The sequence below is a fragment of the Arthrobacter sp. BB-1 genome (genome assembly GCF_006151685.1).
Lineage (GTDB): Bacteria > Actinomycetota > Actinomycetes > Actinomycetales > Micrococcaceae > Arthrobacter.
On record NZ_VDEV01000022.1, the window covers coordinates 301,658 to 313,877 of the forward strand.

General features: G+C 65.6%; 9 protein-coding genes. 2 read left to right on the plus strand and 7 right to left on the minus strand.

What is annotated here, in order from left to right; translation table 11 throughout:
* The first annotated feature begins 109 nt into the window (after window positions 1-109).
* Together FHJ30_RS13195 and FHJ30_RS21385 are read left to right on the plus strand one after the other, a co-directional pair.
* Complete coding sequence (locus FHJ30_RS13195; protein ID WP_139029718.1) at window positions 110-1,090, plus strand: LysM peptidoglycan-binding domain-containing protein; 981 nt, start codon at window positions 110-112, stop codon at window positions 1,088-1,090.
* Window positions 1,091-1,180: 90 nt separating this feature from the next.
* The gene (locus FHJ30_RS21385; protein WP_171059028.1) at window positions 1,181-1,735 is read left to right on the plus strand and encodes an Rv3235 family protein; all 555 of its coding nucleotides are present in this window, start codon (window positions 1,181-1,183) and stop codon (window positions 1,733-1,735) included.
* A 96-nt stretch (window positions 1,736-1,831) separates the two neighbouring features.
* Here FHJ30_RS21385 and secA read toward each other — a convergent pair whose 3' ends face one another.
* The 7 genes from secA to mtrA all read right to left on the minus strand — a co-directional run bounded on the left by secA (window position 1,832) and on the right by mtrA (window position 12,121).
* On the minus strand, window positions 1,832-4,570 hold the full coding sequence (gene secA / locus FHJ30_RS13205; RefSeq protein WP_139029719.1) for a preprotein translocase subunit SecA: 2,739 nt from the start codon (window positions 4,568-4,570) through the stop codon (window positions 1,832-1,834).
* A 47-nt stretch (window positions 4,571-4,617) separates the two neighbouring features.
* Window positions 4,618-5,883: a winged helix-turn-helix domain-containing protein gene (locus FHJ30_RS13210; RefSeq protein ID WP_139029720.1), complete on the minus strand. Its 1,266-nt coding sequence runs from the start codon at window positions 5,881-5,883 to the stop codon at window positions 4,618-4,620.
* Window positions 5,884-5,915: 32 nt separating this feature from the next.
* Window positions 5,916-6,641 (minus strand): ribosome hibernation-promoting factor, HPF/YfiA family, encoded by a 726-nt coding sequence (gene hpf / locus FHJ30_RS13215; RefSeq protein ID WP_139029721.1) that lies wholly within the window; start codon window positions 6,639-6,641, stop codon window positions 5,916-5,918.
* 144 nt (window positions 6,642-6,785) lie between these two features.
* Window positions 6,786-7,709: a ComF family protein gene (locus FHJ30_RS13220; protein WP_139029722.1), complete on the minus strand. Its 924-nt coding sequence runs from the start codon at window positions 7,707-7,709 to the stop codon at window positions 6,786-6,788.
* Between the two features lie 122 nt (window positions 7,710-7,831).
* Window positions 7,832-9,547: an LpqB family beta-propeller domain-containing protein gene (locus FHJ30_RS13225; RefSeq protein WP_370633199.1), complete on the minus strand. Its 1,716-nt coding sequence runs from the start codon at window positions 9,545-9,547 to the stop codon at window positions 7,832-7,834.
* Complete coding sequence (gene mtrB / locus FHJ30_RS13230; RefSeq protein ID WP_139029791.1) at window positions 9,547-11,298, minus strand: MtrAB system histidine kinase MtrB; 1,752 nt, start codon at window positions 11,296-11,298, stop codon at window positions 9,547-9,549. The genes FHJ30_RS13225 and mtrB overlap by 1 nt, the downstream gene beginning before the upstream one ends.
* 148 nt (window positions 11,299-11,446) lie before the next feature.
* Window positions 11,447-12,121, minus strand: a complete 675-nt coding sequence (gene mtrA / locus FHJ30_RS13235) for an MtrAB system response regulator MtrA (protein WP_104998452.1) — start codon at window positions 12,119-12,121, stop codon at window positions 11,447-11,449.
* Between the last annotated feature and the right edge of the window lie 99 nt (window positions 12,122-12,220).

The following is a 12,220-nucleotide window of genomic DNA, read 5'->3' on the forward strand; positions in this document are numbered from 1 at the left end:
TCAATGCAGCAAATTATTCTTTCCAGCGTATGGACAAACCCGCGCAGGCGAGATCAAACTATGCTTATGCGAATCAAACTGCATCAAAGTGCATCAAACGGGCGGCTCCGTGGCTAGGGCAGCGTGGTCGCGGTTGTCCGCCGACGCCGCCGGAGCGGCAGCAGTCCTCCTGTTGGGCATCCTGCTCTGCCTCATCAGTTCGGGGCTTCTGGCGCAATGGAAAGATTCATCGGCAAGGCTCCAAGAGCCCGGGGTCGAGGAGCTTCTGGCCACCGCGGCGGGCGCCGCCGGGACGGGCATTGTGGCCTGGTGGTTCACGTCGCTGGCGTGCGCAGCTGCCTCCGCCGTGCTGGCCAGGAAAGGCCGGACCCGGGCAGCAGCAGCCACCCGCAAACTTTCTCCTGCGTTCATGCAGCGATTGGTGCTGGGCGCATTGTCCGTTCAACTGCTGTCCGGGCCCGTTGCCCATGCCTCGGTACCGGCACCCGGTCCGGAGTGGGCACCCACGCAAGTGCACTCATCCTCGGCTCCCGCCACCGCAGGAGCCGTTTCCGGGGCCGTCCCGGCGGCAGATGCCACGGCAGGAGGCGCACCGACAGCCGGCATCGGGGCATCCTCACGGGGCCCAGCATGGACAGCGCCAGAACCAGTTCCAGTTCAATCCCTGCCCGTCGGTAAGGAGACGCCGGCCAGTGCAGGAAACCAGCCGGGAAAAGAAGCCCCTGCGGGCAGCGAGGCACCGGTCCAGGCAGGGAAGGAACACTCCGCCGTCGTAGCGACGACGCCACCCCCGTCCGTCCACCCCGGCTGGCAGCCCGTCCCGCCGGTAGTGAACCCGGGCATGCTTGCAGCTCCCGCCAGCCGGGCCCCCGCGGAGGCAACGGCTGCTGAGGCCGAGGCCGTCACCGTCCAGGCGGGCGACACCCTCTGGGACATTGCCGCCCGGGCTTTGGGACACGGTGCCTCTGACGTGGACATCGCACTTCAGTGGCCCCGTTGGTATCAGGCCAACGCGGCACTCATCGGACAGAATCCGGATGTGCTGCTCCCGGGCCAAATTCTTCAGCCACCCTCATCCGCCCACAAATAGTCCAGGGCCCTTTCCGTCGGGCCACAAACAATCCAAGCCGATCCCATCCGGGATCCAACAGACCGGCCATCCACCTTTAGGGGAAATCCGATGAGTGCAGTTACACCGATACGCGCCGCCCAGGCCACAACTACGGCAGGCCAAAGGACGGCCCCCGGACCGGCGGAGGCAGGACATCCACCACCGCGCCGGGCTACCACCGCAACCACGGCACCCCTGTCGGCGCGCCGCCACACTCCCGCGTCCCTGTCTCCCGCCCACCGGGGAGCTCCCGCGCCTTTGCGTCCCGCCGACGACATGGCGGAAGTCCGCGCGATCGCCCGCAACACAGTACAGGCGGCCATGGAGGTACTCGCGGGCATCCGGCCGATCCATCAGCTCGCCCGGCGCCTTGACCCCCGCTGCCTGGCGGCACTGCAGCACCGCGCCGCCCTTATCCGGCGGGAGCTCACCCGTACCGGCAACCCGGCCCTGACCAGGCTCCATCGAAACTCCACAGTCAGGTCGGTCCGGGTCTGCGAGGTCGCGGACGGCATCTATGAAGCCAGCGCGGTGGTGGTGGACGACGTCCGTGCCCGTGCTGTTGCCGTCCGGCTGGAGCAGAGCAAACAGGTGTGGCGGGTGACAGAACTTGTCATCGGCTGAAGACGCAACGGAAAAGGATGAGGGCCGGGGAACCCTGTTCCCCGGCCCTGCCTCCACTGCATCGCCCGCCGCCGCGGCCGGCAAGTCCGCCAGTGGTCAGCGGCGCTTCTTCTTTGCGGGCCGCTTGGCCGCATCCTGCGCGGCTGCCTTGGCCGGATTTCCGGAACGGCCGGAGGAACGGGTCTCCACCCGGGTCTGCGTTCCACCGGTTTCGCTCGGAGCGGTGTACTGCAACTGGGCAGGCTTTTCTGGAGCTTCCAAGCCGGCAGCCCGCACCTGCGGTTCAACATGCTCGGTGTGTCCGCCCTGCGCATCGGCCACTACCACATCCTGGGCGGGCGTGACTTCCACTTCAAGGTTGAACAGGAACCCGACGCTCTCCTCGCGGATCGCCTCCATCATGCTCTGGAACAGGATAAAGCCTTCACGCTGGTACTCCACGAGGGGATCACGCTGTGCCATGGCGCGCAGGCCGATGCCCTCCTTGAGGTAGTCCATCTCGTACAGGTGTTCCTGCCACTTGCGTCCAATGACGGAGAGGACCACCCGGCGCTCGAGTTCCCGCATGCTTTCGGAGCCGATGGCTTCCTCACGTGCCTGGTACACCAGCCGCGCGTCGGACAGCAGCTCCTCCTTCAGGAACTCGACGGTGAGCCTGGACTTTCCACCGGCTTCCTCGATGATCTCTTCCGGAGTGACGCTCACAGGGTAGAGCGTCTTGAGGTTGGTCCAGAGCTGGTTATAGTCCCAGTCGTCCCCGTTGCCTTCGGCCGTTGCGGCATCGATGAAGGCGGTAATGGTGTCCTCGACGAAGAACTGGACCTTCTCGTGCAGGTCATCGCCTTCGAGGATCCGGCGCCTGTCGCTGTAGATGGCTTCACGCTGGCGGTTCAGGACGTCGTCGTACTTCAGGACGTTCTTGCGCTGTTCGGCGTTGCGCCCCTCAACCTGGCCCTGCGCGGAGGCGATAGCCCGGGACACAAGCTTGGACTCCAGTGCGACGTCGTCCGGTACGGAGCTGTTCATGAGCCGTTCTGCCGCCCCCGAGTTGAAGAGCCGCATGAGGTCATCAGTCAACGAGAGGTAGAAGCGGGACTCGCCGGGATCACCCTGGCGGCCCGAACGTCCGCGGAGCTGGTTGTCGATGCGGCGTGATTCGTGGCGCTCGGTGCCGAGGACATAGAGTCCGCCGAGGTCCAGGACTTCCTCGTGCTCGTCCTTGACGGACTGCTTGGCGGCCTCCAGGGCGGCGGGCCACTCGGACTCATACTCCTCGGAGTTCTCTTCCGGGTCCAGTCCGCGCTTCGCCAGCTGGGCCACGGCCGTGAACTCGGCGTTGCCGCCGAGCATGATGTCGGTACCGCGGCCGGCCATGTTGGTGGCCACCGTGACGGCGCCCTTTCGGCCTGCCTGGGCAACGATGGCGGCTTCGCGGGCATGGTTCTTCGCGTTCAGGACCTCGTGGCGGATGCCTTCCTTGGCGAGGAGCCGGGAGAGGTATTCGCTCTTTTCAACGCTGGTGGTGCCCACCAGGACGGGCTGGCCCTTTTCGTGCCGTTCGGCGATGTCCCGCACAACGGCGTCGAACTTGACCGTTTCGTTCTTGTAGACGAGGTCCGGCTGGTCGATGCGCTGCATGTCCCGGTTGGTGGGAATGGCCACCACGCCCAGCTTGTAGGTGCTCATGAACTCGGCAGCCTCGGTCTCGGCGGTGCCGGTCATGCCCGAGAGTTTGCCGTACATGCGGAAGTAGTTCTGCAGCGTCACGGTGGCCAGGGTCTGGTTCTCGGCCTTGATCTCGACGCCTTCCTTGGCCTCGATCGCCTGGTGCATGCCCTCGTTGTAGCGCCGGCCGGCCAGGATGCGGCCGGTGTGCTCGTCGACAATCAGGACTTCCCCGTCCAGGATGACGTAGTCCTTGTCCCGCTTGAACAGTTCCTTGGCCTTGATGGCGTTGTTCAGGAACCCGATGAGGGGCGTGTTCGCGGATTCGTACAGGTTCTGGATGCCGAGGTAGTCCTCCACCTTCTCGATGCCGCTCTCCAGGACGCCAACGGTGCGCTTCTTCTCATCGACCTCGTAGTCCTTTTCCGGCTGCAGCCGGAGGACAACCTTGGCGAATTCGCTGTACCAGCGGTTGGTGTCCCCCTGCGCGGGGCCGGAGATGATCAGCGGCGTACGCGCTTCATCGATAAGGATGGAGTCCACCTCGTCAACGATGGCGAAGTTGTGCCCGCGCTGGACGAGTTCGTTCCTGTCCCACGCCATGTTGTCGCGGAGGTAGTCGAAACCGAACTCGTTGTTGGTGCCGTACGTGATGTCCGCGGCGTACTGCTGGCGCCGAACCGCCGGGTCCTGGTTGGCCAGGATGCATCCGCTGGTCAGGCCGAGGAAACGGTAGACGCGGCCCATGAGGTCGGACTGGTATTCGGCGAGGTAATCATTGACGGTGACTACGTGGACACCCTTGCCGGTCAGCGCGTTCAGGTAGGCGGGAGCGGTCGCCACCAGGGTCTTGCCTTCACCGGTCTTCATTTCTGCGATGTTGCCCAGATGCAGGGCGGCGCCACCCATCAGCTGGACATCGAAGTGGCGCATCCCGAGGGTCCGCGACGATGCTTCGCGGACCGCGGCAAATGCTTCGGGGAGCAGGTCGTCCAGCTGCGCGCCGTCTTGGTGGCGTTCTCGGAGCCGGTCGGTTTCTTCCCGGAGTTCGGCATCCGTGAAGGTTTTGAAGGAGTCTTCCAGGGCATTGATGGAGTCGGCATAGTTCCGCAGTTGCCGGAGTGTCTTTTTGTCACCGGTGCGGAGAAGTTTTTCGATAAGTGATGCCACGTGAAGATGCTCCCAGTCTCATGCCGCCGAATTCTGGCGTTTTTAGTCTACGGGAGAGACACCGCCGCGAGTCCCGTTTGTTCCCTCAGAGCGGATACTCCGCCCCCGGCGACTGCAGCGGCGAGGCTGCCGGCCAGGTCACCCACCGGGAAAACTTCCACTTCGGACAGCCCGAGCCAGTCGGCCATGAGCCGAAGCTCCGCAGCGAGTTCGACGGCGGTGTCCGGCGGGCCGTCCGGCTCCGCGAAGGCAGACCTGGCCAGCAGCCTTCCGCCTTGGCGGTCCGCCTTCAGGTCCACGCGGGCGACGATCCGGTCGCGGAGGAGGAAGGGCAGGACGTAATACCCGTGCCGCCTCTTGTGTTCGGGCGTGTAGATCTCGATCCGGTAGTGGAAGCCGAACAGTTCCTCAAGCCGCCGGCGCTCAAAGACCAGCGAGTCGAACGGGCTGAGCAGGGCACGGCCGCTGGCCCGCCGCGGCAGCCTCGACTCGACGTGGCGGAAGACGTCACGGTCCCAGCCCTCCACGGTGACGCGTTCCAGCCTGCCCAGCTTCACCAGATGTTCGACGGCGGCCCCCGCGGCCTTCGGAGGCGTGCGGAAGTAGTCCGCGAAACAGCGGACGGTGCCGATGCCGTGCGCCTGGGCTGCAGCGTCGATCAGCCGGTTCATCGCTTCCGCAGGGGCGGCATCCCCTGCTGCCGCCGTGGGCATCCCGGGCAGCACCTTGGCAGTCAATGTGTACCGCCGCTCGAACTGCTCGGTCCGCGATGCCACAGAGACCACACCTTCCTCGAACAGGTGCTCGAGGACCCGTTTGACGGCGTTCCAGTTCCAGCCCCAGTTGGCCGTTTCCTTTTCCTCGACGTGGCCCATCCTGGCAGTCAGCTGGGCTGCGGTCAGGGGCCGGGAATGTGCCAGCGTGTCAAGGATCTTCCCCGTGATGGCAGTGCGAAGGTCAGGGTCCATGCGGGAGGCGCCAACCCAGGACCGTTTCTGCCACAGGAGGAGGTCCGCGTAGTGCTCCGGACGGATGTAGCTCGCCTCGTGTGCCCAGTACTCCACCATGCCGCGGGGATGGACGGTGGTCATTCGCTGCAGGATGGTCCGGTCGTAGTTTCCCAGCCGCGAAAAGAAGGGCAGGAAGTGGCTCCGGGAGAGGACGTTCACGGAATCGATCTGGACGAGCTGGATTCGGGCAAAGGTGCGGCCCACCGCCCGCGGGGTCACGGGGCCGGTGGGCCGTCCTTTGTCGAGTCCCTGTGCTGCCAAAGCGATCCGCCGTGCCTGGTCCAGGCTCAGCGTCGCTGACACATCAGTCCTCTCTGTGGATGGTGTTCACCACCCTAAGCGTTGGCGGCGGCGTCGTCCGAACGGTACGCAATGACTTTTTCCTCCACCACGGTGTCCCCGGGCTCGCATTCATGGTCCAGGGTAATGACCCCGTAAGTCCAGCCGCGGCGCCGGTACACAACCGACGGCGTATTCGTGGCTTTGTCCACGAAAAGGTAGAAATCGTGGCCAACAAGTTCCATGTTGTCCACGGCGTCGTCGAGGGAGATGGAGGCGGCAGGAAAAACCTTGCGCCGGATCAGGACCGGGGAGTTGCCGGCCGGGATGTCATTCTCGACATCGTAGGGAGACTTTTCTTCCGGGGCGGCGACGGCCTCATTCCGGTGGCTGGCCTCGACATATAGCGGCTCGTGCGCGCTGGCGGGTTCGAGGGTGGCCGTTGCTTCCCGGACGGCCTTAGGGGTGTGCCGTCCATGATGGACCTTCTTGCGGTCCTTGGCCCGCCGGAGCCGTTCAAGCAGTTTGTTGTAGGCGAGATCGAATGCTGCGAACTTGTCAGCGGCGCTGGCTTCGGCACGGATCACGGGTCCCCGGCCCAGTACTGTCACCTCAACGGTCAGCTGATCGCCGGTCTGCCGGGCATTGGTCTCCTTTGAGACTTTCGCGTCGACCCGCTGGACCTTGTCCCCAAGCGACTCGATTTTCGAAATCTTTTCCCCGGCATATTCACGGAACCGGTCTGAGACTGTCAGATTTCGTCCGCTGATCATAAACTCCATGGTGCCCTCCAAATGACTTCGGTGACACGACGGCGGCGCTTCCCTGGGCCGATCTGTGTGACAGTCGAGCCCCTCTCCGAGCCGCCATCGAAAGGTACATTCTGTTCTTGGTACCCACCACCGACGTTAGTTCATAGGCACCCTTTATTCATCCTTTCTTGGTTTATTTTTTTCTAAGTCACGGTGGCTTCCGCGGGTCTTCGGGGGTGGGGCGCTGTGGCCCTCGGCGTCGGGCGGGCGTGTCGCAGCGAGGACGACGGCGCCCGCCACGTGTGCCCCTGCTGCATGCAGTGCACGGGCTGCTTCGGACAGCGTGGAGCCGGTGGTCAGGACGTCGTCGATGATGACGCAGCGGCGGCCCGCCACCCTTCCCTGCCCCCACCTTGAGACCCGCATGGAGCCCCGCACCCGCTGCGCCCGGGCGCCCCGGCCCAGGCCCTTTTGGCCGCCCGGCAGCTGCAACACGGACCCGCCGGTCTTTGCGAGGACATCAGCGACAGCCAACCCGGCAAGCTGCTGCGAGGCCCCGCCGAGCAGCAGGTGGACAGGGCTGAAACCCCGGTTCAGGTAGGCCTTGGTGCTGGTGGGCACCGGGACGAGGCAGAACTCCCCCGAGCCCTCACAGGCAGCGCGGACCGCCCCGCCGAGCGCCCGGCCAAGGCTTCGCTTGAGCTGATGCTGGCCGTGCCGCTTGAACGAAAGCATCGCCTGGGCGAGCTCTTCGCGGTAGACACCGGCAGCCACCACCGGAAGCAACACCAACCCGTCCACGTCCATCAGCGCCGGCGCTCCGCGTTCTGCCCGGAACGGGACTGCTGTAAGGCGCCGAATATGGCGGTCGCAGGGGACGCAGAGCGCCCGGTCCTCCGCACCGCAGCAGACACAGTCAACAGGAACAGCCAGCGACAGCAGGTCCGCGGCCGCACTCGCGAGCTGGTCGGTGAACCGAAGGAAGGCGCTGCCGTGGTCCGAACGGTGCCTGGCGGGAATCCCGGGGGCAGGGTTGAGGTCGGGGTCGAGCCGGACAGGCGCCGCGGCCCTTCCGCCGGATGCTGGTCTGCTGCTCACCCCTTCATCTTCGGCCTGCACCCCGCTGCCGGGCAGCAGGCAGGGGCGCTATGTGGACAGCGCCCGGGAACACAGGACTCCGCCCGGCGCACCTGGCCGGCCCGTGTTACCCGCCGGGTTCCTCAGCCCGGAAATGCCGGATCGATAGGGCCCTTGATCTGCGGCGACCAGCCGTTGCCAAGCCGCTGGAAGATCCCCTCAGCGGACTGGGCATAGATCTCCTCGGCCCCGTTGCCCGCGCTGAGGGCCACGAGGCCGGGCCAGGGGGCCAGCTGCTGCGGCTGCCCGGAGGTCAGTGACAGCAGTTCCGGGGTGACGTTCTGCCCGGCTGCCCCCTTCATCACTACAAGGGTTGTATCCGTGACCCAGGCACCCTGGTCCGGATCGCTGCCGGTGGCCAGGGTGACCGGCGGTGTCAGCTCGCGCGGCGTCCCGTCGGCGCCCCGGATGATTCCGGTCACCTGGACCCGGGTCTTGCCGTTCTGCTCCGAAATCACCAGCGCCCGGACCCCTTCCCGGGAAATCCGGAACTCCTTGACAGTTCTTCCGGCCAGCCACGCAGGTGACAGGGTGACGGTGGGAACCGCGGCGCCTTCCGCGACTCCGGCCGGACGGAACGCCACGACTTCAGTGCCCCCCGTGGCTCCCGGACCTGCCGACCAGACCCATTCACTGAGGCCGAAGGACGGCCGGCTCAGCGTGCTCCTCGTGGTCAGGGCCCGCGCCGGCTGCCCGGGACTGATGCTGTACAGCGTGGTGCGGCTTTCATTGAGGAACGCGGCCGTCTGCGACACCGGCGATTCCGCCGGGAACCGCGGCGCGAGCGATGACACGGGCTGCATGTCCGGAAGGGGGGAGACCCGGTTGTTTTCGTACCGCGCCAGCTCGTTGCCGCTGATGGCAATCTGGCGGGACGGCACGCTCTTGTCCTGGACTGGCGGGAGGACGGCTCCGTTGTCCTCCACCCGCACCAAATCCTGGTTTGCGCGCAGCTCGACATTGACGACGTCGGGCTGGCTGCGGAACGTCAGCGTCAGCTGCATCTGCATCCTGAGCCGGTCCTCCGGGGACGTCTCCATCAGTTCCTTGGCTGTCAGGTCCACCTGCGCAGCGCCTGAGACGACGGGAACCGACTCCCGCGCAAGCTTGATGCCGGAGGGGAAGGCACTCGCCACTGCCCCGCGGAGGTAGGGCGCCGGCCCCGCCAGCAGTGCGCTGGTCATTGCCTTGACCGTCTTGTTCTTGATGAACCAGCGGACATCCGGAACAGCGAACGTGAACGTGGGGTCGTAAAAGTAGATGGGGTAGGCCCCGTAAATCACCTTGAACGTTTCCTCGGCGATGGCGGTGCCGTCCGGGAGGCCGGAAATCCGCCATTCACCGTCCACCTGGGTGAGGGTCACCGGAATATTCTCAATCGTTCCCTCCGGCGACTGGGTGGCGATGCCGTCCGCGTCCACGGTGTAGGCGACATCCAGTTCGTAGTTGTAGACGTTCTCCTTATCCGTTGCCACCACCCGCGCCTCGCGGTAAACGAGCGCCCGCTGGTCCGGCTTCCAGGACACGGAGGAGGCCTGTGTCAAGTATTGGCGGGCCACAGCGTAGTCGTCCTCGTAGCCGCTGCCGGCCCGGTAGAAGTAATCGATGATGGTCTCCGGCAGGGCGCCCGGCTGGGGCGCTGCCGGCAGGAACACCGGTGCGCTGACGTTCCCCGCGCTGCCCTCGCTGCTCTTGCCCACCGGCCCCGATGTGGGAATACGGGCGCAGCCGGCCAGCAGGACCAGCAGCAGGACCAGCAGTGAAGCACGCAGCTTCGCCAGGCGGCCGGTGCGGCCCATCATGTTCCTTCCTTCGGGGACGACGCCGGTGCAAGCGAAGCGGTGCCCGTTTCCAGGACCAGCATGTTCCTGGAGCCCGGCCCACCGGGAAGCGTGATGTCCTCCGGCTCCAGCTGGACCGGCGACTTGTCGATCTCTTCTCCCTGGCGGAGCGGCAGCGTCAGGCGGAAGTTGGCGCCGCTGCCCTTTTTACCCCACGCCTGGAGCCAGCCGTTGTGCAGCTTAGTGTCTTCCATGGCGATGGACAGGCCAAGGCCGCTTCCGCCGGTAGTGCGGGCACGTGCAGGGTCCGCCCGCCAGAAGCGGTCAAAGACGCGCGCCGCTTCCGCCGGCTCCATCCCGATGCCTTGGTCCCGGACGGCAATCCCGACGGCGGTCTGGCTTGCTGCCACGGTGACAGTGACGGGTTTTCCTTCGCCGTGCTCCACGGCGTTGAGGATCAGGTTCCGCAGGATCCTGTCTATACGGCGGGCATCCATCTCCACGATGACGGCACCTTCCGGCGCCCTGAGGACAATCTCGGAACCATATTCGGCGGCCACCGGGGCCGCGCCCTCGATGGCGTGGGCAATCACCTGCAGGATGTCCTCCGCTTCCGCATCCAGTACCGCCACGCCGGCGTCGAACCGCGAGATCTCCAGCAGGTCTGAGAGGAGCGACTGGAAACGCTCCACCTGGTTGTAGAGCAGTTCGGCCGAACGCTTGTTGATGGGGTCGAAATCGTGGCGGGCGTCATACAGGACCTCTGCGGCCATCCGGACGGTGGTCAGCGGTGTCCGCAACTCGTGGGAAACGTCTGAGACGAAGCGCTGCTGCATCTGGGAAAGGGTTGCCAGCTGGGTGATCTGTTCCTGGAGGCTCGCTGCCATATGGTTGAAGGACGCGCCGAGCCGGGCCACTTCGTCCTCACCCCGGACCACCATGCGCTCCTGCAACTGGCCCGCTGCGAGTTTCTCTGAGACCATGGCGGCGTGGCTGACGGGGCTGACCACATTCCGGGTGACATACCAGGCGACTGCGCCGATCAGGAGCACCAGCACCGCCCCGCCTGCCCAGAGGACGCTCTGGATCTCGTCCAGGGTCTTCTGCGCGGTGTTGAGGTCATAGATCAGGTACAGCTCGTAGACGGTGCCGTTGAATGTCACTTTGTTGCCCACGGCAATACCGGGCCGGTCCTCGGTACCCACCGGGATGACCGTGGACGCCCAATACTGGTCCTTCCCGGACTCCTGCACGGCCTTGCGAAGCTCCGGCGGAATGACGCTGACGGTCAACTGGTCGGACGCCCGGGATTCAACCCAGCGGTTCCGCGGCTTGGTCTGTTCCGGCACGGCCTCGAAGACGTACCTTCGCTGGATGACAGAACCGCGGCCCTCCACTGCGTTCAGCGTGTCGTAGACGAGGGTGATCACGCTGGCCTGGTCGGTGACCTGTGCGCCGTCGAACGTGTCCTGCACCTGCTTGACGTTATAGCGGGTCTCCGACTCGGCCTGCGTCAACCGCTCCTGGAAGAGGTTGTTGGCAATCTGGTTGGACAGGTACGCGCCCACCACCGCGAAAGACGTGACGGCCAGGAGCAGGGTGGTGAGGACCGTGCGGAACTGCAGGGACCGGCGCCACCGGCGGTGGAGGGAACGCCCGATGTAGCGCAGGGCAGGCAGGAAGCGGCGGACTCCGGTCTTGACCAGCCGTGCAACGCGCCGGCCCACGATCAGGGACCGCCGCTGCCAGAGGTGGGCGCGGAACGTCAGGCGGCGCAGCCGCAGGTTGATGGCATCAGTGTGTTCCGGAGGTGGCGGCGGGCCGGTGCCGCTGTGATGCCCGGAAACTCCCCCGGGGGTGTATGGTCCCGCGGGAGTGGGCACGCCCGTACCGGGTGTACCGCCGTGCGCCGCGGGTTCAGGCTCCTGCTTTGTAGCCGACACCACGCACCGTCAATACGACTTCCGGGGCTTCCGGATCCTGCTCGATCTTGGAACGGAGGCGCTGGACATGGACGTTCACGAGGCGCGTGTCCGCGGCGTGGCGGTAGCCCCACACCTGCTCGAGCAGCAGTTCGCGGGTAAACACCTGCCATGGCTTCCGGGCAAGGGCTACCAGGAGGTCGAACTCCAGTGGCGTCAGCGAGATCCGCTCATTGCCCCGGCTGACGGTATGCCCGGCGACGTCGATCGTGATGTCGGCGATGCGCAATGTTTCGGGCGCCTTCTGGTCGCCGGGACGGAGCCGGGCACGGACGCGGGCCACAAGCTCGGCCGGCTTGAACGGCTTGGGCACATAGTCGTCGGCGCCGGATTCGAGTCCGCGGACGACGTCGGACGTGTCCGACTTGGCGGTGAGCATGACAATCGGAACATCCGACTCCGCGCGGATCTGCCGGCAGACCTCGATGCCGTCCACACCGGGAAGCATAAGGTCCAGCAATACCAGGTCCGGCCGGGATGACCGGAAAACGTCAAGCGCCTGGGCGCCGTCCGCGCAGAAGACGGGCTCGAAGCCGTCGTTGCGGAGAACAATTCCAATCATTTCGGCCAGCGCTTCGTCATCATCTACCACCAGAATGCGTGCCTTCATAGCTATATATTCCCTTATCAGGATGGCTTTGTCCTATTGGAGGCCCTCCGGCATGGCGGGACGCTAGGATGCCCGACGCCGGAACTATAGGCTGGTGCC

Coding starts and splice junctions, on each gene's coding strand:
- hpf (WP_139029721.1), bottom strand. CDS start 6,641: ATGGAGTTTATGATCAGCGGACGAAATCTGACAGTCTCAGACCGGTTC.
- FHJ30_RS13225 (WP_370633199.1), bottom strand. CDS start 9,547: ATGGGCCGCACCGGCCGCCTGGCGAAGCTGCGTGCTTCACTGCTGGTC.
- mtrA (WP_104998452.1), bottom strand. CDS start 12,121: ATGAAGGCACGCATTCTGGTGGTAGATGATGACGAAGCGCTGGCCGAA.
- FHJ30_RS21385 (WP_171059028.1), top strand. CDS start 1,181: ATGAGTGCAGTTACACCGATACGCGCCGCCCAGGCCACAACTACGGCA.